Origin of the sequence: Photorhabdus temperata, assembly GCF_025384845.1 — a bacterium.
GTDB classification, from domain to species: Bacteria; Pseudomonadota; Gammaproteobacteria; order Enterobacterales; family Enterobacteriaceae; genus Photorhabdus; species Photorhabdus temperata.
Genome location: NZ_JAJAFX010000010.1, coordinates 1 through 27,000 on the forward strand (window position 1 = coordinate 1; position 27,000 = coordinate 27,000).

Annotated in this window: 25 protein-coding genes and 2 pseudogenes; 19 read left to right on the forward strand and 8 right to left on the reverse strand. The window is 38.6% G+C overall.

Translation table 11 applies throughout. From position 1 onward, the window contains the following. Nucleotides 1–1,260: transposase (locus LGZ99_RS05515; protein ID WP_262978914.1), on the forward strand; the 1,260-nt coding region annotated here is incomplete at its 5' end. A 116-nt stretch (nucleotides 1,261–1,376) separates the two neighbouring features. Here LGZ99_RS05515 and pfkA read toward each other — a convergent pair. The 7 genes and pseudogenes from pfkA to LGZ99_RS05550 form a co-directional block, all read right to left on the reverse strand. Next, on the reverse strand, nucleotides 1,377–2,348 hold the full coding sequence (gene pfkA / locus LGZ99_RS05520; protein WP_262978915.1) for a 6-phosphofructokinase: 972 nt from the start codon (nucleotides 2,346–2,348) through the stop codon (nucleotides 1,377–1,379). Nucleotides 2,349–2,710: 362 nt separating this feature from the next. Beyond that, nucleotides 2,711–3,652, reverse strand: coding sequence for a phosphatidate cytidylyltransferase (locus LGZ99_RS05525; protein ID WP_023043631.1), 942 nt, complete (start codon nucleotides 3,650–3,652; stop codon nucleotides 2,711–2,713). Beyond that, a complete protein-coding gene (locus LGZ99_RS05530; RefSeq protein ID WP_021326584.1) occupies nucleotides 3,649–4,290 on the reverse strand; it encodes a lysophospholipid acyltransferase family protein in 642 nt (213 codons plus the stop codon). Before LGZ99_RS05530 ends, LGZ99_RS05525 begins: the two co-directional genes overlap by 4 nt. Next, nucleotides 4,283–4,957, reverse strand: coding sequence for a CDP-alcohol phosphatidyltransferase family protein (locus tag LGZ99_RS05535; RefSeq protein WP_023043630.1), 675 nt, complete (start codon nucleotides 4,955–4,957; stop codon nucleotides 4,283–4,285). Before LGZ99_RS05535 ends, LGZ99_RS05530 begins: the two co-directional genes overlap by 8 nt. Nucleotides 4,958–5,070: 113 nt before the next feature. Beyond that, nucleotides 5,071–5,202: pseudogene (locus tag LGZ99_RS05540) on the reverse strand (phage tail protein); the annotation flags it as partial. Between the two features lie 127 nt (nucleotides 5,203–5,329). Further along, nucleotides 5,330–5,527: a hypothetical protein gene (locus tag LGZ99_RS05545; protein WP_023043628.1), complete on the reverse strand. Its 198-nt coding sequence runs from the start codon at nucleotides 5,525–5,527 to the stop codon at nucleotides 5,330–5,332. Nucleotides 5,528–5,616: 89 nt separating this feature from the next. Then, entirely contained in the window at nucleotides 5,617–5,922 is a 306-nt protein-coding gene (locus tag LGZ99_RS05550) for a helix-turn-helix domain-containing protein (RefSeq protein ID WP_031281288.1), read from the reverse strand. A 124-nt stretch (nucleotides 5,923–6,046) separates the two neighbouring features. Here LGZ99_RS05550 and LGZ99_RS05555 point away from each other — a divergent pair. Next, nucleotides 6,047–6,228: pseudogene (locus tag LGZ99_RS05555) on the forward strand (tyrosine-type recombinase/integrase); the annotation flags it as partial. A gap of 221 nt (nucleotides 6,229–6,449) precedes the next feature. Here the strand turns inward: LGZ99_RS05555 and cpxP are convergent. Further along, nucleotides 6,450–6,941: a cell-envelope stress modulator CpxP gene (cpxP, locus tag LGZ99_RS05560; protein WP_023043962.1), complete on the reverse strand. Its 492-nt coding sequence runs from the start codon at nucleotides 6,939–6,941 to the stop codon at nucleotides 6,450–6,452. Nucleotides 6,942–7,099: 158 nt separating this feature from the next. Between cpxP and cpxR the strand changes: the two genes are divergently transcribed. The 17 genes from cpxR to LGZ99_RS05645 all read left to right on the forward strand — a co-directional run bounded on the left by cpxR (nucleotide 7,100) and on the right by LGZ99_RS05645 (nucleotide 26,777). Beyond that, nucleotides 7,100–7,795 carry an envelope stress response regulator transcription factor CpxR gene (gene cpxR, locus LGZ99_RS05565; protein ID WP_021326578.1) on the forward strand — a complete coding sequence of 232 codons (696 nt, stop codon included), beginning with the start codon at nucleotides 7,100–7,102 and terminating at the stop codon, nucleotides 7,793–7,795. Beyond that, complete coding sequence (gene cpxA / locus LGZ99_RS05570; protein WP_021326577.1) at nucleotides 7,792–9,162, forward strand: envelope stress sensor histidine kinase CpxA; 1,371 nt, start codon at nucleotides 7,792–7,794, stop codon at nucleotides 9,160–9,162. The genes cpxR and cpxA overlap by 4 nt, the downstream gene beginning before the upstream one ends. A 416-nt stretch (nucleotides 9,163–9,578) precedes the next feature. Further along, nucleotides 9,579–10,889, forward strand: coding sequence for a nucleotide sugar dehydrogenase (locus LGZ99_RS05575; protein WP_262978916.1), 1,311 nt, complete (start codon nucleotides 9,579–9,581; stop codon nucleotides 10,887–10,889). 13 nt (nucleotides 10,890–10,902) lie between these two features. Next, nucleotides 10,903–11,952: a Gfo/Idh/MocA family protein gene (locus LGZ99_RS05580; RefSeq protein WP_036839958.1), complete on the forward strand. Its 1,050-nt coding sequence runs from the start codon at nucleotides 10,903–10,905 to the stop codon at nucleotides 11,950–11,952. Between the two features lie 18 nt (nucleotides 11,953–11,970). Next, nucleotides 11,971–12,561: an acyltransferase gene (locus LGZ99_RS05585; protein WP_023045302.1), complete on the forward strand. Its 591-nt coding sequence runs from the start codon at nucleotides 11,971–11,973 to the stop codon at nucleotides 12,559–12,561. 13 nt (nucleotides 12,562–12,574) lie between these two features. Further along, on the forward strand, nucleotides 12,575–13,645 hold the full coding sequence (locus LGZ99_RS05590) for a DegT/DnrJ/EryC1/StrS family aminotransferase (RefSeq protein WP_262978917.1): 1,071 nt from the start codon (nucleotides 12,575–12,577) through the stop codon (nucleotides 13,643–13,645). A gap of 4 nt (nucleotides 13,646–13,649) precedes the next feature. Then, the gene (locus tag LGZ99_RS05595) at nucleotides 13,650–14,879 is read left to right on the forward strand and encodes a lipopolysaccharide biosynthesis protein (protein ID WP_031281106.1); all 1,230 of its coding nucleotides are present in this window, start codon (nucleotides 13,650–13,652) and stop codon (nucleotides 14,877–14,879) included. Further along, nucleotides 14,876–15,988 carry a D-glucuronyl C5-epimerase family protein gene (locus tag LGZ99_RS05600; RefSeq protein WP_036839968.1) on the forward strand — a complete coding sequence of 371 codons (1,113 nt, stop codon included), beginning with the start codon at nucleotides 14,876–14,878 and terminating at the stop codon, nucleotides 15,986–15,988. The genes LGZ99_RS05595 and LGZ99_RS05600 overlap by 4 nt, the downstream gene beginning before the upstream one ends. Next, a complete protein-coding gene (locus tag LGZ99_RS05605) occupies nucleotides 15,978–17,207 on the forward strand; it encodes a hypothetical protein (protein WP_262978918.1) in 1,230 nt (409 codons plus the stop codon). Before LGZ99_RS05600 ends, LGZ99_RS05605 begins: the two co-directional genes overlap by 11 nt. Further along, on the forward strand, nucleotides 17,204–18,307 hold the full coding sequence (locus LGZ99_RS05610) for a glycosyltransferase family 4 protein (RefSeq protein WP_262978919.1): 1,104 nt from the start codon (nucleotides 17,204–17,206) through the stop codon (nucleotides 18,305–18,307). The genes LGZ99_RS05605 and LGZ99_RS05610 overlap by 4 nt, the downstream gene beginning before the upstream one ends. A 5-nt stretch (nucleotides 18,308–18,312) precedes the next feature. Further along, complete coding sequence (gene wecB, locus LGZ99_RS05615; RefSeq protein ID WP_023045309.1) at nucleotides 18,313–19,383, forward strand: non-hydrolyzing UDP-N-acetylglucosamine 2-epimerase; 1,071 nt, start codon at nucleotides 18,313–18,315, stop codon at nucleotides 19,381–19,383. Next, the gene (locus LGZ99_RS05620) at nucleotides 19,380–20,621 is read left to right on the forward strand and encodes a glycosyltransferase family 4 protein (protein WP_262978920.1); all 1,242 of its coding nucleotides are present in this window, start codon (nucleotides 19,380–19,382) and stop codon (nucleotides 20,619–20,621) included. The genes wecB and LGZ99_RS05620 overlap by 4 nt, the downstream gene beginning before the upstream one ends. 175 nt (nucleotides 20,622–20,796) lie before the next feature. Beyond that, on the forward strand, nucleotides 20,797–21,807 hold the full coding sequence (locus tag LGZ99_RS05625; RefSeq protein ID WP_262978921.1) for a glycosyltransferase family 2 protein: 1,011 nt from the start codon (nucleotides 20,797–20,799) through the stop codon (nucleotides 21,805–21,807). A 10-nt stretch (nucleotides 21,808–21,817) separates the two neighbouring features. After that, a complete protein-coding gene (locus LGZ99_RS05630; protein ID WP_262978922.1) occupies nucleotides 21,818–22,975 on the forward strand; it encodes a DegT/DnrJ/EryC1/StrS family aminotransferase in 1,158 nt (385 codons plus the stop codon). Next, nucleotides 22,976–23,587, forward strand: coding sequence for a sugar transferase (locus LGZ99_RS05635; RefSeq protein ID WP_023044170.1), 612 nt, complete (start codon nucleotides 22,976–22,978; stop codon nucleotides 23,585–23,587). A 9-nt stretch (nucleotides 23,588–23,596) separates the two neighbouring features. Then, nucleotides 23,597–25,474: a polysaccharide biosynthesis protein gene (locus tag LGZ99_RS05640; RefSeq protein WP_262978923.1), complete on the forward strand. Its 1,878-nt coding sequence runs from the start codon at nucleotides 23,597–23,599 to the stop codon at nucleotides 25,472–25,474. Between the two features lie 349 nt (nucleotides 25,475–25,823). Then, nucleotides 25,824–26,777, forward strand: coding sequence for a DMT family transporter (locus LGZ99_RS05645; protein WP_262978924.1), 954 nt, complete (start codon nucleotides 25,824–25,826; stop codon nucleotides 26,775–26,777). Nucleotides 26,778–27,000 lie beyond the last annotated feature (223 nt).

Genomic DNA, 27,000 nt, shown 5'->3' on the forward strand with positions numbered 1-27,000 from the left:
CCGTATTCTCCCCGTTCAATGATGGGGATCCTGCTTTATGGGATCATGAAAGGACACTGCTCGCTCAGAGCACTTGAACACCTGGCGCGTTTAGATTTGGGGTGTATTTTTGTCAGTTATGGCGTGACACCTGATCACGCCAGCCTTGGGCGTTTCATTTATCAGCATCAAGCTGTCCTGACAGGGACGTTTTTTAAAGAACTGACCTTATCTGTTTTGCGCCGCAGCCAATCCGGGATTTCGTGCCTGGCGGGTGACGGAACAGTGATTGAAGCTGCGTGCTCTTATTATCATCTTTTGACTCAGGAAGCGATTTCACGAGAAAAAAGCGCCCTCACGGCAGCGCCCGCTACTGCGCGGACAGAAAAACGCATTAAGCAATTGGAACAGAGCGCCGAAGTATTACGGCGCCGACAAGAAAATCGGGAAAAAAAGGGTAAAGATGGCAGCCAGCTGCGTATTAATCCAACAGAACCAGAAGCGGTCGTCCAGAAGCTCAAGCGGGGAAAGGGATTTTCAACGGCTTATAAACCGTCTGTTTTAGTCAATACCAGGCGGATTATTGTCGCCCAGACCGTCGATCCGTCCAGTGAAACACAGGTGATGGCGGATTTATTGACGCAGAATTTCAATTTATCGGGATATCATCCGGACAAATTGTTATTGGATGCCGGTTATTTCCATGACGCGGTGATAGCTGAGACACAAAAATATCAAATCCGGCTGTTTTGCTCTGAAAATTCCCACCGGCAGACCCCCCGGAAAATTTACCCCAAATCGTTATTTATCTATGATGGCGAGCAAAACAGTTATACCTGTCCTGCCCGCCATCAATTATCCCTGAAAAGCACAGTAGCCGGGTCGGAAAAAACGCGAGGCTATCGGGTTTATGGCGGTGCCAATTGCGTCCAATGCAGGCAAAAAAACCAATGTACGCAGGCCAAAGGCGGGAGAAAAATAAAACGCTATCCGGAAGATGAAAAGCGGGATGAACTTCGTTTGCATATGGCGACCCCTGAATCAAAACAGATATTGAGTCAACGAAAGAGCATAGTGGAACCGGTATTTTCAGCCTTGCGAGGAATTCAGGGGCTGGAGCGCTTTCGGCGTAAGGGATTGTCAGCGGTAAAGTTGGAATTTACCCTGCATGCGATGGCCTATAACTTATCAAGAGCGGTAGCTCTGATATTATGGGTGATGTTTAGCCTGTTATTCGGACAAATAACAGGCACTAAAGAAGGGGAGCTGGATTCAATTTGACGCGTTGAAAAAATGACCTCAACCCTTTTGCGACACCCTCTTTTCAACGAGGTTTGTCAGAGGTCTGAGCCTCCAAAGAGGCTGCAACAGATTCAAATTTGCTTGTATTAACGTGATCAGTACAGCTTTTTCGCAGTTTCCAGCCAATCCTGTTTAAACACACGTTTCATATTCTGCACTGCATCAATGATGTCATGATGAACAAGTTTCTCATTCTGGATACCAACACAACGGCCACCATAACCTTCCAACAGCAATTGAATGGAATATGCTCCCATACGGGAAGCCAGAATACGGTCATAAGCGACCGGAGAACCACCACGCTGAATATGGCCTAAGACGGTTGCACGGGTTTCATGATGAGTCTCTTTTTCGATATGCTTCGCAAGTTCATAGACATCACAAACATGCTCAGTCATCGCAACGATCGCATGGCGTTTACCTTTATCGATACCCGCTTTAATCTCAGCGACCAATTCATCACGACTGAATGAGACTTCAGGCAGAACGATAAACTCACAACCTCCCGCAATAGCGGCTGACAGAGTAAGATCACCACAATAACGTCCCATCACTTCAACAATGGAAATACGTTTGTGGGAAGTTGAAGTATCACGCAGGCGGTCAATGGCTTCAACAACCGTTTCCAGCGCGGTGAAATAGCCGATGGTATAGTCCGTACCCGCCACATCATTATCAATGGTACCCGGCAGACCGATACATGGGAAACCGGCTTCGGTCAGTTTCTTCGCCCCAAGATAAGAACCATCACCGCCAATAACCACCAGTGCATCAAGACCGATTTTTCTCATGTTCTCAATAGCGATAGCACGAACTTTCTCATCCCTGAACTCAGGGAAACGGGCTGACCCCAGAAAAGTACCACCGCGGTTAATCATGTCGGATACACTGAAACGATCAAGTTTCTTCATACGGTTTTCATACAAGCCAAGATAGCCATCATAAATACCGAAAACCTCTAACCCTTCGGTTAATCCTGCACGAACCACACCACGAATAGCCGCATTCATACCCGGCGCATCACCGCCACTCGTTAAGACACCGATTCTTTTGATTTCGTTGATCATGATGACCTCTAAACTTGTAGATGTAATAATTGCAAACCCGCTAACGGCGGACTTCGTATGCTATCACTTTACCTGAAACAGAAATCTGCCTTTCTAACCTGTTATCGCCCAACGTACTGAGGCAATCATGCTGAATTGATTCAACCCTGCATATAATACGGTAAAAAACCAAGTCTGCATTAACAATAAGTCCCTTTTTGAGATCAATTTAACTGAGAATAATTTAATTATAGCTCCGCGACTCCTCACGCTGATCGGGAATACGCCTTATCAACAAAAAAGAGGCCAGTACTGTGGGCAACCTACACCACAGTACTGATCAATCACCAATAACCCTCATTCATTGCACTGGTATCTTTCCACTACGTATAGAAATAACGTGTCAGATGGAAAAATACTGGGGCGGCAAAACATAAAGAATCGATTCTGTCTAACATTCCGCCATGACCTTCAATCATTTCACCAAAATCTTTGATACCACTATCGCGTTTTATCGCTGACATACACAAACCGCCGATAAAGCCCATCAACGTAATCGCCAACGACATCAAACCCGCCTCCCACGGAGAAAATGGCGTTACCCAGTAAAGTGACATCCCCAATAAAACGGAAGCCAAAATACCACCGGCAAAACCTTCAACGGTTTTATTCGGGCTTAACTTAGGCACAATCGGATGTTTGCCAAACAATTTACCAAACACATACTGCAAAACATCCGACATCTGCACCACAATCATTAAAAACAGCAATAATTCGACATTCTCCCCTTCATAACCTGGAATATCCAACATTAATAAAGCAGGCGCATGGCTAATACAGAATACAGCAACTAACATCCCCCACTGTATTTTAGCTGTCCGCTCCAGAAAGTTCGTCGTATCTCCAGCCAATGCAATACGGGCAGGTAAAAACAGGAAAACATAAACAGGAATGAAAATAGAAAACACGCCATACCACTCAATACCAACAGCAATGTATTGCAACGGCATGAAAATAAAGAAACACCAGAACATGGCCTCATGGTCACTTCGTCGTGTTGGTGTCAAAGTGAAAAATTCCCGTAAAGCAAAAAATGACATACTTGCAAATAATAAAACTGAACCGATTGGCCCAACAATGACGGACAACACACAAACAATGCACATTCCCCACCAACCGCGAATGCGGGCATTCAGATTCTCAATTGTCGGATGGCTTCCCCCTGAATGCTTAGAGGCCAGTATTGCCCCAATAATACTGGCAATAATTAACGGCACAAACATGCCACCCAGCAACAAAAGCAATTTATTATTAAGCATGGTCATAGTATTAACGCCTCCAATGCCAGGCGAGCCCGCTGTAGAAAATCAGCTTTTTCCTCGTTTTCACCTAATTTTTCCAAAGGCCGGCCAAATGTCGCCGAACAAATAACCGGAACAACAAGTGCCGAACCTTTTGGCAAAACCCGGTTTAAATTCTCCAGATAGACAGGAATAAGCTCAACATCAGGGTATTTCTTGGCTAAATAATACAGACCACCTTTAAATTTATTGATTTGCTCGCCACTTCCCCGCGTCCCTTCCGGGAATAAGATCAAAGACTCCCCACGCCTTAATACATCCTCCATTGGTATAAGCGTATTTTCTTTTAAACCATCCTCCCCTTTGCGATCAATCAGGACAGCCCGAAAAACTTTATTGATAAAATATCTGCGCAGCCCCGTCTTACTCCAATAATCACGGGCAGCGACCGGATGCACCCGATAACGTAATACCCGGGGAAATCCGGCCCAAATAACTAATCCATCCAAATGGCTGGTGTGATTGGCATAATAAATCCGGGCAACTACCGATGGCTTACACCCAATCCAACGAATACTCACCCCGGTTAATAAACGGCAAAGCCCGGACAGAAAAGAGCCCATCCCTTTACTTACCAATGTCACTTCTTGTGATCTATTCATTACAAGCATCCTTCTCTTGCAATTCAGCCAATATGACTCTGGTTCGCCGAATACATGTCCAGAGACAGCCCAACGTGATAACGACTAATATCGCAAACAAAAGGTACTGGCCCCATAACTGAGATAAAAAAGCGGCGACGATTGAACCAACAGTAATTAATGCCATTCGGTGCTGTTTCGCCATCGGGCCAAGGAAACGCTGAGGCAAACCACAAGTACCACCTAATAAACGAATATAGGCTGTCAAAACAGCCAATAATGCAGCAATACAGCCAAGAGAAATCGCAAATGGAAAAAGTGTTAAACCATATCCCAATCCAATCAGAATAAAAGAATCCGCAATACGATCTGGAAGATCATTAAAAACAGCGCCGGCAGCCGTCTTCAATCCCCCTTCAACAGCAACCATCCCATCCAATAAATTACACATTAACCTGGCTTGAATAAGTATCGCTCCAGTAATCAATAAAACTGAAGTCAGCCAGAAAGGTTTGACCAAAAAACAAACCGCAAAACACAACCCAGCTAATACAGCAAAAACAACACTGGCAACAGATATGCCATTTGGTGTCACCCCTCTATATTGCAGCCACTTAGCCGTTCTCCCGACCCATATTGCATTACGTGTTTTGATCGGACGCCTATCTTTCACCTCATTACCAGACATATCATTTCCCTTCCAAAAAACAAATGAACAATCAAATCCACTTAAGTTAAATGAAATAAGATAAACAGGATTGGTTAGAATAACAACAATAAAAAAACCTGCCGGAGGGAGGAGGGAAAGGTTTTGGTGTCAGCATCATCTGCTGTACAGACTAGCCCGACAATGGCAGTGCTGACCGTGGTAATAGTGCGCGCGCCCTTGTTGATTTCCAGCACGCGGACGCCATGACGATAGTCTTGTGCCATAGCGAAGAGGGTGATTCCGCTACGGTGATCACTTTATTCTTCTGGAGGTGTGCAATATTCTGAGAATTTTTATATTTTCTATATCCTCATCGTAACGATAGAGATAAATTTGCTCCCGGTCAGTCCTTTAGAGGGTGTCAATAAGCTGGGTTTCAAGTTCGGTCTGCTTCTGTTTGATAGGAGTTATTTCGCCTATTTGTTGAGAAAGTGTGCTCACGGCTTCCACCGTGGCCTGCTGCTCTTGGGCGCATAATTCGACGGACTGATGGATATCGTTAAAGCGGGCATCGTCAGATTGCTGCTTCACTGGTGCTTGGTGGAGCATGAGATCCTTGTTTGATCTTGCGGATTGGTGCGGGGAATGGGGGGGTTTATGTACCCTTTGCGCACCCGCAACAAAAGAATAAAAAACGATCACTTTGTTAATGATAAGGATATTTTGATATCGTTAACACCACAGGCACGCGCATAGCGACTGAGTGTATCAATGGATGCCTTAACGATATTTTTTTCTATTTTTGATACAGTCGGTGGTTTGATACCCATTTTTTCAGCAACCTGAGCGCTGGTCAGCCCAGCATTTTTCCGCCATTCAGTCAGCATATTCTGCATCTCAATCGCTAACTCAAGCTCTTTCTCCTCTTCCGCTAACGTGGCTTTAAATCGGGGGTTTTCTTTGGTTCTTTCCTCAATGTAGAGGTCTAAATCATCACGCATCATATTTCCTCTTAATCTCTTGATGGTTCTGTCAGTTCATTTTTTCGCGCAATCGCTATCCTGAGTTCATTTAGGGGATGAAAGAAAAATTGCGCTGCTATGTCTCAGCACGGGTGCCAGATGGGGACAAGCAACGCACGTTCTACGCCACACATTCGCAAGTCATTTTGTGATGAAAGGTAGAAACATTGTTGCACTGCAACAAATACTCAGTCATGCCAATATACAACAAACTATGGCGTATGCTCATCTAGCACCCGACTATTTGCAATCACGTTAAATCCACTAAATGGAGGCATAGAAATTTAGCAATAACAAGCAACCGTAGCACTCAAAAGTGTCCACATTTAAGAATTTTCGCGTTACTTACAGTTGCTTATAAAATTTTTATCTGGTTGACTTTAAAGTAAATTAACCTTAGCCAGATAAAAAAATCCCGCCAAAAGGCGGGAGAAAAGACAGGGATGGTGTCTATGGCAAGGAAAAATTTCGTTTGCTACTATTTACTTTACTGCTATGGGTATTACAAATCAGTTCGGTAACTGAGACACATGCTGCTGATGATGTTGCTCCAATTGCACCTGCTGCTCAGGAGTCAACAATTGGTACATCTGATGATGAATACGGGCCATTTCTACCTGACGTTCAACATTATATTTAACCATCTTTTCAACCTGGGCCTTTACTGCCGCTTCATCAAAATCTTTCGCGGTAACCAACTTACGCATCTCTTCACGTTCTGCGCGACTCATAGACATTGATGAACGCTGTTGATGCTTTTGCCCCACCAAATCACGCATTTGCTGACGTTGTTGCTCAGTTAAAGTGATACCATTAAACATATGGTCGTTATCACCGATGTCATTATTACGGTAATGATGGTTTCCCTCGCTTTTATAACCACAAGGCGCACAATTACCGGGTATTGTAGCAGCGTGCACTATACTTGCTGTTTCAGCTAAAAATACTGTCGAGCCAAGAACAAATATTGACGCTAAAACTAACGCTGCTATGTTACGCATTAAACAACTCCTCGTTTCCCCGAACGATGCTATTCGATTCAAATTGTGGACAACTATACCTACGCGGCTGCAAACTAGCGTCAGAGCTTGTAAAAGAACGTAAAGTCGTGGAATAGCAAAGTTTGTTATCGTATTTTTGCTCTTGGAGGAAGTAATCGATGCATAAAATCCTATTAGTTGATGATGACCGAGAACTGACATCACTATTAAAAGAATTACTTGAAATGGAAGGATTTAACGTTGTTATCGCTCATGATGGAGAGCAGGCATTAAAATTCCTTGACGATTCAATTGATCTGCTATTACTCGACATTATGATGCCGCGTAAAAATGGCATTGCAACACTGAAAGAACTCAGGCTAGGCCATCAAACCCCGGTTATTATGCTGACAGCACGTGGCAGCGATTTAGATCGCGTGCTGGGGCTGGAATTAGGTGCAGATGACTATCTCGCCAAACCATTTAACGATCGTGAGTTGGTAGCACGTATACGCGCTATCCTTCGCCGTTCAAACTGGAGTGAACAGCAACAGGCAGAAAATGGCCCTCCCTCTCTTCAGATTGATAAACTACACTTGAACCCTGGCCGGCAGGAAGCCAGCTTCGCAAACCAAATACTGGATTTAACCGGGACTGAATTCACCTTACTCTATTTATTGACTCAACACTTAGGTCAAGTTGTTTCCCGCGAACTCCTGAGCCAGGAAGTATTAGGTAAACGACTGACCCCGTTTGACCGGGCAATTGATATGCATATTTCCAACCTGCGCCGTAAATTACCTGAACGAGAAGATGGCCTGCAATGGTTTAAGACATTACGTGGTCGCGGATATTTAATGATTTCCGCAACATGATAAACAGTCTAACAGCACGCATCTTCGCCATTTTCTGGTTTACCCTGGCATTAGTCCTGATGTTGGTCTTAATGGTGCCGAAACTGGATTCCAGGCAACTAACCTCCCTGCTGGAAAATGAATACCGGCAGGGCGTCATGCTGGAACAACATATTGAAGCAGAATTAGCTCAAGACCCGGCTAATGATTTACTTTGGTGGCGTCGTTTATTTCGCGCAATTGAAAAATGGGCACCACCAGGACAACGCCTGATCCTAGTAACCAGTGAAGGACGAGTTATTGGCGCCCAGAGAAGTGAAATGCAAGTTGTCCGCAACTTTATCGGCCAATCAGATAACGCGGATCATCCGAAAAAGAAAAAATATGGCCGTTCTGAGATGTTAGGGCCATTTTCTATCCGGGATGGGGAAGATCATTACCAACTTTATTTAGTTCGCCCGGCGAACAGCCCGCAGTCAGACTTTATTAACCTAATGTTTGACCGGCCACTACTATTATTAACGGCCACCATGTTAATCAGTGCGCCATTACTATTATGGCTGGCATGGAGTTTAGCCAAACCTGCCCGTAAATTAAAAAATGCCGCCGACGATGTTGCGAAAGGTAATTTACGTCAACATCCCGAACTGGAAGCGGGGCCACAAGAGTTTCTGGCAGCGGGTAACAGCTTCAACCAAATGATCAGCGTATTAGAGAGAATGGTCACAGCACAACAACGGCTCATCTCCGACATCTCCCATGAACTGCGCACGCCTCTTACCCGTCTGCAACTCGCAACGGCATTACTTCGCCGCCGTCATGGTGAAAGCAAAGAATTGGAAAGAATCGAGACAGAAGCCCAACGTCTGGACAGCATGATTAACGATCTATTAGTGCTCTCCCGCAGCCAGCATAAAAACGAACTTCTGCGGGAAAATATCAAAATAACCGATTTATGGAACGATATTCTTGATAACGCCATCTTCGAAGCTGAACAAATGGATAAAACCCTTGAAGCAACCTTACCACCGGGTTCCTGGACCATTTACTGCAACCCATTAGCGCTTGGCAGTGCTTTTGAAAATATCGTGCGTAATGCCTTACGCTACTCCCACCACCATATTGCGGTCACATTCCATGCTGATCATCAAGGGCTCACCATTACCGTTGATGATGATGGTCCAGGCGTCACCCCGGAAGACCGCGAACACATATTCCGTCCTTTCTACCGTACAGACGAAGCCCGCGACCGGGAATCCGGCGGCACAGGCCTTGGCCTGGCGATTGTTGAAACCGCCGTTAGCCAGCACCGCGGCTGGGTACGTGCTGAAGACAGCCCATTAGGCGGCTTGCGTCTGGTCATCTGGCTGCCGCTTCATGGACGGTAATACAAATATCAAGATCACCTAACCTTATTCTATCAATTCATCAAACAAGTATTCTGTCAGGCTTGACCCGGAAGGGCTGACAGTTTACTCTTTTCATTAATCATTAAAAAATCTTATATTTTGTTTCTTTTTATTGCGACAGGTAACTAAGAAAAACATTTAAAAATCATCAAATTAAATGAAATTACAGAACTATATGGATTTCTGGGAACCAATAACCTAGTGCGGTAGCTTTACTATTATTTCACTATTTATTATTTCAACAATAGACCTTACACAAACTATTTAAAAATAGCCTGTTAAAGTTTCACCTGTCAAATAACACTTATGAAAATAAATAGCACCCTAATTAGAAACTGCGAAATATTATTTATTTTCACAAGTTCATTTTCAGGTCACAATATTAAAGGCAAAATATGTCATCACTAAACATTCTCACCGATAAATTTGATAATAAAACAGCCATTATTGCCATTGTTGGTCTTGGTTATGTTGGCCTACCGTTAATGCTGAGATATAACGATATTGGCTTTAAAGTTATTGGGTTTGATATTGATAAAGAAAAAACAGATAAATTAAACTCAGGCCAAAGTTATATCGAACATATTCCCGCAGCCAAAATTAATCAGGCCATCCATTCCGGTTTCGAAGCCACAACAGATTTCAAAAAAATAACCAAATGCGATGCAATTATTCTTTGCGTCCCCACACCGTTAAATAAATACCGTGAACCCGATATCAGTTTCGTGATTAACACCACGGAGATGATAAAACCCCATTTAAGAGCCGGACAACTCCTCTCCTTAGAAAGCACCACTTATCCCGGCACAACCGAAGAAGAGTTATTACCCCGGGTGGAAGAAAACGGGTTAACCGTGGGTGAAGACTTCTTCCTGGTCTATTCACCCGAACGCGAAGATCCCGGTAACCCTGATTTCGAAACCCGAACCATCCCCAAAGTCATTGGCGGTCATACTGAAAACTGCTTAAAAGCCGGGATGGCCGTTTACCAACCGGCGATTGACCGGGTGGTTCCCGTCAGTTCAACCAAAGCGGCTGAGATGACTAAACTGCTGGAGAACATACATAGGGCTGTCAATATTGGTTTAGTCAACGAAATGAAACTGGTTGCCGACAAAATGGGCATTGATATCCATGAAGTGATTAAAGCCGCTGCAACCAAACCTTTCGGCTTTGTCCCTTATTACCCCGGCCCGGGATTAGGCGGTCACTGCATCCCGATTGACCCCTTCTATTTAACCTGGAAAGCCAGAGAATACGGTATCAATACCCGTTTTATTGAACTCTCCGGTGAAGTCAATTCATCCATGCCGGATTATGTTGTCACCAAAACTGTCTTAGCCCTGAATAAAGCGAATAAATCCATTAATAATAGCCGCATCTTAGTTTTGGGTATTGCCTACAAAAAGAATGTTGATGACATGCGAGAAAGCCCGTCGGTACATATCATGGAAAGACTCAGGGATTTAGGCGCCAATATTGAATATTCCGATCCTCACGTCCCAGTATTCCCTAAAATGCGTGAACACCATTTTAACTTAATCAGCCAGCCTATCACGGAAAAGAATCTCAAAGAATTTGACTGCGTTATTTTAGCCACCGATCACGACAAATTTAATTATGAATTCATCATTAATAACGCCAAATTAGTCGTTGATACCCGCGGTAAATATTCTCCGAATCACCAAAACGTTATCAAAGCTTAATCCAGGACGAACCATGCTTAACATAATTAAAGACAGAAAAATAAAATTCGCTTTAGTCGGTTGTGGAAGAATTGCTAAAAATCATTTTAATGCTCTGGAAACACATCAAGAAAACGCTGAATTAGTGGCAATCTGTGATAACGATCAAGCGGTATTAACCGCGACGATAGAAAAAACCGGCGTCCCAGGTTTTAACGACCTCAATACCATGCTGGATAATATCACCGCCGATATCATTATCCTGACCACCCCCTCCGGCCTGCATCCCGAACAAGCCATTGCCTGCTTTAATAAAGGCTTTCATGTCGTCACAGAAAAGCCGATGGCAACGCGACTGGCCGATGGCGAAAACATGGTCAAAGCCGCAGATAAAGCGGGAAAACGCCTCTTCGTCGTCAAACAGAATCGCTTAAACGCGACATTACAATTACTAAAACGCGCGGTCAGTGAAAAACGTTTTGGCAAAATCCATCTGGTTCACCTCAATGTTTTCTGGACCCGTCCGCAAGAATATTATGATCAAGCCGCCTGGCGGGGCACATGGGAATTTGATGGCGGCGCCTTTATGAATCAGGCGAGCCATTACGTTGATTTAATTGAATGGCTAATCGGCCCGGTCAAAGATGTGCAGGCCATGACATCAACACACCTAGATATCGAAACGGAAGATACCGGGGTACTGAACATCCGCTGGCGAGACGGGACCTTAGGCTCAATGGCCGTCACCCTGTGCACTTACCCCCAAAACCTTGAAGGCTCTATCACCATTCTGGGTGAAAAAGGCACCGTCCGGGTGGGGGGATTGGCCGTCAATGAAATCCAGGAATGGCGTTTTTCCGACGAAAAAGAGTATGACCGGCAAGTCAAAGAAGCCAGCTATGAAACCACTTCCGTTTATGGCTTTGGTCACCCGCTTTATTATAAAAATGTCATTGATGTCATGAAAGGCGAAGCTAATCCCATCACGGATGGCCGAGAAGGATTAAAATCATTAGAACTGCTTATCGCTGCCTATCTCTCAGCCCGAGATAATAAAACCATTTCTTTACCTTTAACGTATTAAATAAAGGGAAAAGATATCATGTCAACCGAACACGTAATGATACATCCCAGTGCCATCGTTGATGAAGGGGCCCAAATCGGGAAAAACAGCCGCATTTGGCATTTTACGCATGTTTGTTCCGGCGCCCAAATTGGTGAAGGCTGCTCTTTAGGGCAAAATGTCTTTATTGGTAACCAAGTCACCATCGGCAATCACTGCAAAATACAAAATAACGTCTCTGTTTATGACAACGTTCATTTAGAAGAGGGGGTATTTTGTGGTCCGAGCATGGTGTTTACCAATGTTTATAATCCACGTTCATTGATTGAAAGAAAAAGTGAATATAAAACCACCCGGGTGAAAACAGGCGCCACATTAGGCGCCAACTGCACAATTATCTGTGGCACCACCATTGGCGCCTATGCCTTTATTGGCGCCGGTGCGGTCGTGAATAAAGATGTGCCGGATTATGCCCTGATGGTCGGCGTACCGGCCAAACAGATTGGCTGGATAAGTGAATTTGGTGAGCAATTAGATTTACCGCTGCACGGACAAGCAATAACAACCTGCCGGCACACTCAACATATTTATCAACTCAACCATCATACCGTGACCCGAATTAAAGTATAAAAGGTAAAGAAAAATGCAATTCACCGACCTCGCGGCACAACAAAGCAGAATTAAAGATAAAATTGACGCGAATATCCAGAAAGTCCTCACCCACGGAAAATATATTTTAGGGCCCGAAGTAGCGGAATTAGAAGAAAAGCTGATGGCCTACACGGGAGCCAAATATTGTATTACCTGTGCAAACGGCACCGATGCCCTGCAAATTGCCTTAATGGCGATTGGCCTCAAACCCGGTGATGAAGTTATCACCCCCGGATTTACCTATATCGCCACCGCGGAAACCGTTGCGCTGCTGGGCGGCATTCCGGTCTATGTTGACGTCAAGCCCACAACCTATAACTTAGATCCGGCTTTACTGGAAGCCGCTATTACACCAAAAACCAAAGCGATCATTCCGGTTTCTCTATATGGGCAATGTGCCGATTTTGACGAAATTAATGCCATCGCCGAAAAACATAACCTAATCGTAATAGAAGACGCAGCCCAAAGTTTTGGCGCAATTTATAAAGAGGAGCGCTCCTGTAATTTAACGACTATCTCATGCACCAGCTTCTTTCCCAGCAAGCCCTTAGGCTGCTACGGTGATGGCGGGGCTATTTTCACCAACGATGAAGAACTGGCGAAAATTATCCGTCAAATTGCCCGTCATGGACAAGACAGGCGATACCATCATATCAGAATAGGTATTAATAGCCGTTTAGATACCCTGCAAGCGGCCATTCTGCTGCCCAAACTGGACATATTTGAGGAAGAAATGGCATTACGTCAAAATGTGGCAGAAAACTATAATCAAGCGTTGAATGCCATCGGCATCATAACCACGCCATATATCGAGCCACACAATCTTTCTGCTTATGCGCAATATACTATCCGGGTTAAAAACCGCGATGAATTGCAACACAGATTAAAAGCACAAGGCATTCCAACCGCGGTGCATTACCCCATTCCCTTGAATAAACAACCCGCGGTTGCCAGCAATATTGTTCTGCCTGTCGGTGACGAAATAGCCCAGGAAGTGATTAGCTTGCCTATGCATCCTTATTTATCCATAGATTTAATTAACAAAATCTCCAGCGCAATTTAACTCTATGAATAATAAGTTTATAAAGAATTTATCTGGCTTATTACTTTCGTCATTATTAAGCCAGATATTATTACTGCTATCAACACCTGTACTAACAAGATTATTCTCACCTGAAGAATTAGGAATTTATGCTTCACTTTCATCCATTTTAAGTATTTTGGCAGTAGGGGCTTGCCTCCGTTATGAATTTTCAATAAGCGCATCAGAAAAAGAACGTGAAATTAATTCATTAGTCACGTTATCTTGCATAACTTCAATCATCATTAGCTTTATAACAATCACTATTTTTGCAATATTTCATATTCCAGAAAAAATAATTATAGGAAACCACATATACTATATACCTCTAGGTATTATTACTTACGGGTTTTATAGAGCAATGAGCTTCAACAGCATAAGGAAAAGACAATACCGTGAATTCTCTATTACTAAAATAGCTCAAACGGTCACTATGATTAGTATTCAAATAATTGGCGGCATAGCTAGTTTAGGAGCAAGCAGTCTTATCTTAGGGCAGATATTAGGCCAATCATTAGGCGTCCTATTTTTACGTAAAAAATCCCAATATCGCCTGGTAATAAGGAAAAACGAGTTTAGAAAAATAAGACTTCTCGCTAAGAAATATTATAAATTTCCAGTTTATGACTTCCCTGCCAGTTTAATTAACACTGTTAGTAATGAACTACCTCAATTGTTTATAATGTCTGCATACGGACTAAAACCCGCAGGATTTTATTTAATTGCATCTAAAATATCAGGTGCACCGATTACACTGCTAAACCAAACAGTTTCGTCTATATTACAAGGATATTTAAAAGGTACGCCTGCATCATCTTTCTTAAAAATTAAAAAAACATTCTATTACCTGGGACTAATTTCTCTTTTATTTGCCATAGTAACATACTTGATTGGTATACCAACCATAACTTTTGTTTTCGGTGAAGAATGGTATGAATCAGGTAAATATCTATTATGCTTAATACCTCATTTATCTGGACAGATAATATATTCATCTTTATCGATATATTTATCCATTTATGAACACCAGAAGAGCAATTTATTTATTCAATCAACATCTATTATATTAAGATTTACAGCCCTTCTCGTCGGATATTTATTAGGGGATATTTACCTCACCCTTTTATTATTTTCACTCACAAGCTTCAGTCTTTATCTAATGAGTACAGCTTATATCTTAAGATTATCTTTTATGCGGAAAAGAGGATTAGAATGAAAAAAACAAAAAATATAATTAAAATAATTCCATATATAATCATCGTAATAATCGTCAGTTATACATTCAATAAATATGCTTATGAGATAGATGAATTCAACAGTAATGTTAGAAACTTAGTCATGAAAGGGAAATTTACCCAACGTGAATTTAATAGCAATGGTTTTCCATTATCACATTCACCGCGTATCCCTAAGCCATTTCTATCCCCGTTTTATGTCGTTCACTATGGAATAATATACTCATCCTTAAGTTTAGAGAAAGACAATACCAATATATTATGGAGAACGGATTCATCCTTATCAGGATGGAATGTACCACCCCCTAAATTCAATAAAGAGGAATTAATTTCTAATTTTAAATTCTCAGCCGATTGGCTATTGAATAATATCAAATTATTCCATGGTGAGAATCATTACCTATATGATTTTGATTGGCCATATAAAGGATATGAAAATAATAAACTCTCTGCTCCCTGGTGGTCCGGATTAACAGATGCATATGCAATTACTCTCTTATTAAGAGCTTATGACTATTTTGGTGATGATAAATATCTATTAACCGCCCGTTTACTATACAAATCATCGCTAGCTCCGGCCAATCAAGGCGGTAGCTTGACAATTTTAGATAATATGCCCTGGATCGAAGAATATGTTGATCCTAAAGCAAGTCCAGACAAATTAGCCTTTGTATTAAACGGAATGATTTACTCTACGTATGGGATTGAATCCTTCGAAAATTATCTCAATATAGATAAAAGTAAAAGAATGTCCGAAAATTTATATAAATCAATCAGTAGCAATATATTTAAATTCAACATAAAAAATGAATGGTCCAGCTATGATTTAGTTGGTAATCCGGCGAATATGAAATATCATAGAATACAGACCCTTCTTCTAAAAGATCTTATAGATAGAAATCAAAACTTTAAAAATAAAGAAATAATAAAATTATATAATAATTGGAATCGATCCGTCTCTAATATAGGGTATTATTACATAAAGCATGGGCCTATTAGTTGGGCATACTATCAGTTTATCACTATGTATTTACTATCTATATTAGTATTATCAATCATTTATTTTTTTATTAGAAAAAATGCAAAATAAAATCAAAATAATACTAAAAATATTCCTATATCAGGTAATTATATATCTAAATTCCGTGCTTATATTAGACACATTCCAAGAGGTAAGAGGCTATAATATTAACCCACAAGGTCACTTAAGTATCTTATTCTGCTGGATATCATTATTACCACTAACCTTACTTAATAACCAAAAAAATCCAATTATGGTTTTTTTATGGTTAATATATATAATTTACATTATACCATTGTCAATTATATTTCCTCTAATTAATTCAGCTTCTATATACTCAGTGATTTTCATATCCGCAATAAATATATTATTTTTATTGTCTATATTATTCTTTCGAATAATAAATAGAATTACGTTACCAAAACTACAAATCCCCTGGGATTTATATAAAACAATTATCATAGGATGCGGTGTTATTGTTTTATTCTTTGTTATTACTAACCCTGCATTCAGTTTAATACCACCTAATATATTTAAAGTTTATGCAGTAAGAGAGAACTTTAAAGAAAACACATCATTATTAACTATGTATATTATAACAAGTGGGGGATACGTAATTTCACCATTATTATTATTAGCTTCATTTTATGTAAAAGGTTTTGTTAAATATCTGCTTATTGCAATAAGCATTATGATTTCCTATTTAATATATTGCTCTTCAGGATTAAAAAGCATAGCGTTCATGAATATCACCGTTATAACACTATTTTTCTATATCAAAGGGAAAAAAAATATAAGTAACTCTGTGATAAATATAATCCTATACTCATTCCTTGCTGCCGGATTACTGTATTTTATTTTCGATTTCTATGACCCACTTATACACTGGTTACGCAGAATATTCTTCACACCAACATTAAATACCTTCTATTTTTATGATTATACATTCAATAATAATAGGGAATTCACTAACGATGCTCCAAAGATAATCTCTCGAATATATTATGGCACCATAGGCTCTGCTAATACAGGCTTTATTGGGGACGGTATAGCCAGATATGGTATCGTTGGCTTAATAATAAATTTCTTTATATTTAACATGCTCATCTTAGCAATGAACCTGAGTTCAAAAAAAGTTCCATTTGAATTTTCAACAACATTATATTTACCGTTCGTATACACAGTATCAAACACAGCAATTACAGCACTACTACTGACATATGGGCTGCTGGTATTAAGCATACTATTATTCTTATTTCCTACGAAAAATAACAAGAACTCCCTATGAAAATCACACATATGACATCGGCACATCCACGTTTCGATATACGTATTTTTCTAAAAGAATGTTCTACTTTACAAAGAGAACATGAAGTATCTCTTATTGTTGCAGATGGTAAAGGTAATGAAGTAAAGAATAACATAACGATCATTGACGTGGGTATGCTGCCAGGCCGATTAAATAGAATCTTTAAAACAACCGAGAGAGTTTATAAAAAAGCATTAGAATTAGATTCTGACCTATATCATTTCCATGATCCGGAATTAATACCTATAGGATTACGACTTAAAAAGAAAGGTAAAACAGTTATCTTTGATGCCCATGAAGATGTCCCCAAACAAATTCTTAGTAAACCTTATTTAAATAAATTAGCAAAAACGATTATTTCTAAAACATTCTCTCTCTATGAAAAGTATGCTATCCCTAAATTTAACGGAATTATTACTGCTACACCTTCAATAAGAGATAAATACTTAAAGTTAAATAAAAACACAATAGACATTAATAATTACCCGATATTAGGCGAACTAAGTAATCATAACAACAACTGGGATAAAAAAGAAAAACAAGTATGCTATGTAGGAGGCATATCTGCCATTAGATGCATAGAAGAAATGGTAGAATCAATATTTTACCTGAAGACTGATACAAAAATAAAATTAGCAGGCGATTTCTCTGAAAAAGATTTAGAAAAAAAAATAAAAAGCATGGAGAATTGGCATAAAATAGATGAACTTGGTTTTTTAAATCGGATAGAAACAAAAGAACTTTTATCTAAATCTATTGCTGGGATTGTTCTATTTCATCCATTACCCAATCATATCGATGCCCAACCGAATAAAATGTTCGAATATATGAGTGCAGGAATTCCTGTCATCGCTTCAAATTTCAAATTATGGAAGGATATTATTGTAGAAAACAACTGTGGAATTTGTATCGACCCATTAAACCCTAAAGAATTAGCTGATGCGATAGATTATTTATCGAATAACTATGATATAGCGGAAAGAATGGGTAATAACGGTTTTTTGGCAGTAAATAAAAAATACAATTGGGATATTGAACAGAATAAACTTATTAAATTCTATCAACAATTCGGAAGTTAATAAATATGAAGAAAATAATAACAGTATTAGGAGCAAGACCACAATTCGTAAAAGCAAGCCCGGTGTCTCGCGCCTTACAAAATCATAATAAATTCGAAGAAATTATCATTCATACCGGCCAGCATTTTGATGCTAATATGTCTGATATATTTTTCAATCAATTAAAAATTCCTAAACCTGATTACACGCTTAATATTCATGGTGGCTCGCACGGTGAAATGACAGGAAAAATGTTAATTGAAATTGAAAAGGTACTTATCACAGAAAAACCCGATGCAGTCATGGTATATGGCGATACGAACTCTACTTTAGCTGGAGCATTATCTGCATCCAAATTACATATTCCAGTTATCCATATTGAAGCCGGTTTACGTAGCTTTAATATGGATATGCCAGAAGAGATCAATAGAATATTAACAGATAATGTTAGCTCGATTCTTTTCTGTCCCACAGAGACAGCAATTAATAACCTACAACGAGAAGGCTTCAATTCAAAGCCAGTTAATATAAAAAAAGTGGGTGATGTTATGGAAGATGCTGCCTTATATTTTAGCCGAATGGCAAAAAAACCTGATGAACTTATTCCCACACAACACTTTATATTAACAACACTACATCGTGCTGAAAATACAGATAATCAAAAACGATTAACCGAAATAGTGGACGCATTAAATTATATACATAAAACAATTTACCCTGTTGTACTTCCTCTTCACCCAAGAACTAAAAAAATGTTGGGAAAATATCATTTACATTTAGATGTTCACTTAATCGAACCGGTTGGATATTTAGAAATGTTATGGCTACTTAAAAATACAGATCTGGTTATTACCGATAGTGGAGGACTACAAAAGGAAGCTTTTTTCTTTAGAAAACCGTGTGTAACAGTGAGAGATCAAACTGAATGGGTAGAATTAATTGAAACAGGTGTGAATAAATTATCAGATGCTGAGAATAAAAAAATAACCCAATCAGTTTATAATATGATTAATACTAATATACACTCTGTTCAATCTATATATGGTGGCGGCGTTGCTGCTATAAAAATTGCTGACGAATTAGAAAAATCACTATGAATATAGTCTACATAAATCATTATGCCGGTTCGCCAGATCTTGGTATGGAATTTCGACCATATTATCTAGGCCAAGAATGGCTTAAATCTGGCCATAATATTACCATACTTGCAGCTTCTTACTCTCATGTTCGTACAAAACAACCCAAACTAACAGATAATAAAAAAACCACCAAAAATCTTTGTGGATTGAAGTTTATCTGGTATCCGACCCCTAATTACCATAATAATGGATTAGGCCGGGTAAAAAATATATTCTCTTTCTTAAAGCAGATATGGTTCGATACAAACAACATAATAAAAGAGAATAAACCCAATATCGTTATTGCATCAAGTACTTACCCCTTGGACATTTGGGTCGCAAAACACCTGGCAAAAAAGGCTAAAGCTAAATTAGTTTATGAAGTTCACGATTTATGGCCTCTATCTCCTATCGAAATAGGCGGCATGTCCCCAAAACATCCTTTCATAAGATTATGTCAATTTGCTGAAAATTATGCTTATCGCCACTCAGATACGGTAATTTCAATACTCCCTAATGTACATGCTCATATGAAAGAGCATGGTTTGGACCTGAAAAAATTGCATATTATACCTAATGGCATAGTCGGAAATGATTGGCAAACTGAAAATATCGATCCCATTTCACCTCATATCAGAGAGGTAATCGACCACTGTAGAACAGAAAATAAAATCATTGTAGGTTATGCCGGATCGCTTGGAAAACCCAATGCCATGAACTACCTTATTGATGCTGCAAAATTATTAGAAAAACAAAACTTTCATTTTCTGCTGGTAGGTTCTGGGCTGGAAAAAGAAAATCTAGTAAAACAAGCTAATTTACTTAATTTGAGAAACATTACCTTTAGTGATCCAATACCAAAAACACAGATCCCTGCTCTGCTCCCATTATTCGATATTGCTTATATAGGCTGGCATAAAAAACCTATATATAGATTTGGGATTTCACCGAATAAACTAATAGATTATATGATGGCAGGATGCATAGTATTACATTCTGTTGAAGCGGGTAATGACATTGTTACTGATGCAAATTGCGGATTATCTATCCCACCTGAATCTCCCAAAGCTATTGCAAATGGATTACTTAAATTAAATAAACTCTCAAAGGAAAAGAAAATTGAATTAAGAAATAACGGTAAAAAATACATATCAAAAAATCACACATATAATGCTTTATCAAATAAATTCCTAAAAGCAATGATACATCACAAATAACAGATGCCTTCCTTTCGCGTTACCTGAAATTGGACAATCTAAAATAGAAAAAATTACTGATTGACTTAAAACTGGTTGGATAATTACCGGCCCAAAGCCAGAAGATTTGAACAAAATATAGAAATTATACTTAAATAACTATCATTACTGTCCAAATAGAGGTTATTATTCAATCATGATAAATATATCAGTAATTTGCCCTATATTAAATGAAGAGAAATATATAAAAGGATGTATCGAATCACTTCTAAAACAAGATTATCCTACCGAGCAATTAGAGATTATCTTTATAGATGGCTGTAGCTCAGACAACACTTTAAAAGTCATTCAAAGTTATACGGAGAAATATGAATTCATAAAACTACTATACAATCCTGAGAAACATGTCCCTGCTGCACTGAATATTGGTATAAAAAATTCATCAGGAGAATATATAGCCAGAATCGATGCGCATTCTAACTATCCTAGCAACTACTTATCCAAATTATATAGTTTATCAAAACAGTTTGATATTGATAATATAGGAGGAGTTCTTAATACAAAACCATGTAATTCTACAATGATTGCCCATACTATTGCATATGCCTTAAGTAGTCACTTTGGCATGGGTAATTCCCATTTTCGAATTGGTGTCAATAAAATAAAAAAAGTTGATACAGTGCCTTTTGGTTTTTTCAAAAGAAATATATTCGATAAAATAGGCCTATTTGATGAGGATTTAATTAGAAACCAAGATGATGAATTCAACAGCAGAATTATAAAACATGGAGGTAATATATATCTTGCTCCAGATATTATTATTGATTATTACCCCAGAGATTCAATTAAAAAAATTTGCTCTATGTTCTATCAATACGGTTTATTTAAACCATTAGTCAATTTGAAATTAAAAACAACAACATCATTTCGACAATTAATACCACCGACTTTTGTCTTAGGGTTAATCCTGGGGCCAATCCTCTCATTCATTAGCCCAATATTTTTATATCTATATATAAGCTGTATTTTTATCTATTTATCCCTGGCTTTACTGGTGTCAATAAAAGCCCATATTAAAAATAAAAAAAATTATATTTTCTTACCCTTAATATTTCTGTGCATACATTTATCTTATGGATCAGGGTATCTCATTGGAATAATGAAAATTATATTCAATAAGAAATTCCACGTAAAAAATAAAAGATAAGGATTATATCATGAGCTCTTTTTTTCTCCCTTTTGCACTCCCAGAACTCGGCCAAGAAGAAATTGATGAAGTCATTGACTCACTTAAAACAGGTTGGATAACTACCGGACCTAAAGCCAGAAGATTTGAACAAGACTTTACTCTGTATTTAAATTCTGATGTTGAAGCAATCGCGGTAAATTCAGCAACGGCTGGATTACATTTAGCATTGGAAGCCATTGGTATCCAACCTGGTGACGAAATCATCGTCCCTACCTACACCTTTACTGCAACGGCAGAAGTTGTCCGTTATCTGGGCGCTCACCCTATTTTTGTTGATTCTTTACCTAACAGCTTGAATATTGATCCAGCAGCAATAAGAAAAGCAATCACATCCAAAACTAAAGCGATTATACCGGTACACTTTGCCGGTTTATCCTGTGATATGGATGAAATCATTGCTATAGCTAAAGAATTCAATCTACGAATAGTTGAAGATGCAGCTCATTCATTCCCAACCTTATACAAAGGAAAAAAAATTGGCACTCTGGACACCGATGTCACCGTATTTAGTTTCTACGCCAATAAGACCATGACAACGGCTGAAGGCGGGATGCTAGTAACCCGAAATCCAGACATTATAAAAAGAGCAAAAGTCATGCGTTTGCACGGCATTAGCAAAGATGCTTTTGACAGATATCAATCTAAAACACCAGCCTGGTACTATGAAGTGATTGAACCAGGCTATAAATATAATATGCCAGATATTTGTGCGGCCATTGGTATTCATCAATTACAGAAAATAGACTCTTTTCAGAAGAAACGAGAAGAGATGGCTAAATTTTACGATAGTGAATTAAAAGACTTACCCATTATTTTACCGACTAAACCTAAAGAGCCTAATAGCCAGCACGCCTGGCATTTATATGCTATCAGACTGAATGATGAAGTTAAGATATCAAGAGACGACTTTATAATAAAAATGGCAGAAAAAAATATAGGTTGTTCTGTCCATTTTATCCCACTACATAAACAACCCATATGGAAAAACACCTATTCTCTTGATAAGAATAACTTCCCAGTAGCAGAAGAAAACTTTAAAAAAATTGTATCCATTCCTTTATACACAAAAATGACCCAAGAAGACCAGATCTACGTTATCAAGACAATTAAAGGGATTCTTGGATAAATGAAAATAACTTATTCAACCATAAAAATAGTTTTTGACTTCACTGCATCTTCAATTGGGCTAATCATCCTTTCTCCTATCTTAATCGCGATTGCCATTTGGATAAAAATAGACTCGGAAGGACCCATTTTTTTCCGGCAAAAGCGCGTAGGTCAATATAATAAAGATTTTTATATTCACAAATTTAGAAGTATGACTACCGGTTCAGAACAAAAAGGCCAACTCACTGTAGGTCATGATCTACGTATTACGAACTCTGGAAAATTTATACGCAAATACAAACTTGATGAACTAGCTCAACTCATTGATGTTGTTCGAGGAAAAATGAGTTTAGTCGGACCAAGACCAGAAGTCCCACAATTTATGGATAAATACCCAGATGACGTCAGAAACAAAATATTATCTATCAAACCTGGAATAACAGATTTGGCTTCTATAGAAATGATTGATGAAAATAAAATATTAGCTAAATATGCAGATCCACATCAAGCATATATTGATATTGTGATGCCTATAAAAGCCAAATATTACTTGGAATATGTTGATAATAAATCATTTTTCTCTGATCTGAAGATTATTTTTAAAACAATTTACAAATCAGTTTTAAGGTAATTAAAAATCATGAATAAAAGAATAATTTTCAGCCAAGATAGATTAATAAAGACCATCGTTCTACTAATAGTAGATATATTTATAATCAGTATTTCATACTGGCTAAGCATGTGGCTACGTCTTGACAGAGAAGTACCACTCTACAGTTTACAACATTGGATAACTATTATATTCACCGTACCTTGCACGCTATTTATTTTCTTAAGAATTGGCTTTTATAGATCGATATTGAAATACGTTAATATGAGTATACTGAAATGGGCCATTATTGGCTCATTATCATCGACTCTATTCTTAACCGCATTCTCCTTATATCAACAGGCATTCTTACCCAGAACTGTACCTATTATTTATTTCTCTTTTTTGGTTATATCACTCTGTGGCACAAGGTTCTTATATAGAACACTGCGTAATCTATTAAAATATAAAGGAACCCCAGTAATTATCTATGGCGCAGGAGAATCTGGTCGGCAACTTTTACCCATATTGACAATGCATAGAGAATTCAACCCAATTGCCTTTGTTGATGACAATACCAAATTACATAATTTATCTATCCATGGGGTTTACGTCTTCTCTCCAGAAAAAATAAATTTTCTGATAGAGAAATATAATATAAAGAAAATATTATTAGCCATACCCAGTGCTTCAATATCCAATAGAAAAAAAATAATTGAAAGACTACAAAAAGAACATTGTGAAATACTCACAATCCCAAGCTTCAATGATCTGGTTGAAGGAAAAGCCCAAATAAACTCACTAAAGCGGGTTTCCATTAATGATCTGCTAGGAAGAGAACAAGTTAACCCATTACAAGACTTACTCAGTAAAAACATCAGAAATAAAAACGTCCTTATTACAGGCGCTGGCGGTTCAATAGGATCTGAACTGTGCAGACAAATCATCAATCAGTCACCATCTCAGATAATATTATTTGAGCTAACAGAGTATTGCCTTTACTCAATAGAAATGGAACTGCAAAAAATAAATCTGGAAAAAGATCTCAATATAAATATCATTCCGATTTTAGGTGATATAAAAGACTCAGATAAAATAAATAAAATAATAAACAAATTCAACATTAACACAATATACCATGCTGCTGCATATAAACACGTCCCACTGGTAGAAATGAACACACTGGCGGGTATAAATAATAATATTTTTGGCACACTCTCACTTGCACAAGCAGCAATTAAACAAAAAGTTGAAAAATTTGTATTAATCTCTACCGACAAAGCCGTTCGCCCGACAAACACAATGGGGGCAACAAAAAGATTCGCAGAACTTATACTGCAAGCCTTTGCTAAAGAAAACAGCCATACAAAATTCTCAATGGTTCGTTTCGGCAACGTTCTTGGCTCATCTGGCTCAGTGGTCCCCCTTTTTGAGCAACAAATGGCAAATGGTGGACCAATAACACTAACTCACAAAGATATCACACGTTACTTCATGACTATCCCGGAAGCCGCCCAATTAGTTATCCAGGCGGGAGCAATGGGCAACAATGGTGACGTCTTTGTTCTGGACATGGGCGAATCAGTAAAAATTTATGACCTTGCCCGAAAAATGATTAACCTCTCCGGCCTGACAGTTAAAGATAAAACCAATCCTCATGGTGATATAGAAATCAAAATTACCGGATTAAGGCCAGGAGAAAAACTTTATGAAGAGCTACTCATTGGTGATAACGTTTCTGGCACCAACCATCCTAGAATAATGACAGCAAATGAAGTATTTTTACCTTGGGATAATTTAAACTCATTATTAAATGACTTAAAAATATCTTGTGAAAATTACGATTTTGAAAACATTAGAAAAATTCTTATTAACTCCCCTATTGAGTTTCATCCCAAAAAAGATTGTACTTACGATCTTTTAAAATAATATCTACGCTTTCTAACCGGCTAAATAGATATGATATAACCATATTAATCACTGAAGGAAATGGCTATACCAGCTCACACACCGCATCCGTGAAGAGACTCAATGGATCTGGCTGAAAGTTATATTGATTATCTGGATAAACAACAACCCTATGAAATCTTTAATATACGAATCATTAAAAATCATATAATTCAAAAAATTGAAATAACAAGCCACAAAAACTCATTATTAGATATATCATATGCATTATACTTCCTTCAGTTTTTATCTCAAAAAAGGAAAATGGAAATTATGGAATTGACTTCTTAAATACGAACCTATAACTTTATGAAAAAGCACCAAAATAGCTATGCTTACCAACCGTAAAGTAACAGCAAATGCCTATGGACTGTTCTCTGGTGTTTTTTGGGGACTCACAGGTGTTCTTTTAGCTATTTTATTAAAAAACAACACTCTTTCCTCTTACTTTCTTATTCCTATAATTATTGCCTTCCTGAATGACCTGATTTCATGTACATACATGTTTATATATCTACTATATCAAGATAAATATCGGGCAATAATCGCCATCACTAAAAATAAAAAATATTGGATAATCGTCCTGGCAGCAATACTGGGTGGCCCAATAGGCATGTCTTGTTATATCCTGGCAATTCAACATATTGGTGTTGGTTATACAGCAATTATCGCTGCAACCTACCCTGCTATTGGTTCTCTAATATCATTCTGCCTATTTAAAGACAGAATTCACCTTATAGGAACATTAGGCCTGATATTAGCCGTTGTATGTACCATAATACTAGGCTATTCAACAACAACACAAACAATATCCAGCTGGACAGGCTTCCTTTTTGCCTTTATCTGCGCACTGGGTTGGGGATCTGAAGTTGTTATCAGCTCCTACGGAATGAACAACAATATACCTGCTGACATCGCCTATTTTATAAGACAACTCTCCTCTTCGGTAGGTTATATTATCCTTATCATAGCCTTCATATTCTCTCTGCCTAATGCAATAGACATCTTCTCAAGTTTCACACTATCCAGCCTACTACTAATAACTTCACTGACAACTACCGTCTCATACCTCTTCTACTACCGAGCAATCAGCATACTCCAACCTATTCGTGCTATGGCTTTAAACATCACCTACACCGTTTGGGCAATATTCTTTGCTTACTTCCTTCTGGATGAATCTATATCCATAAAACTATTAATCCTGTGTATAGGTGTTTCTTTAGGATCATTCCTAACCGCCATCAATCCTCGTAATATCAAAAAATTAATATTGGACCTCAAGTGAGTGCAATTATAAAGAATTTCTTCATAATGTAATGGGGTTAAAGTTAACCAATATTCTAGAAAAGCAGGAAGTATAAATAGCGGACTATCATTGTGGACAACATTGAATGGAGGAAATGCCTTATGTACTGAACTGAATGGCTCTACTCCAAAAACACAGGATCATGATATAGGAGAAAGAATTCAATGAATAATTATTATCTAAACCCTTCAAAGTATCCCCA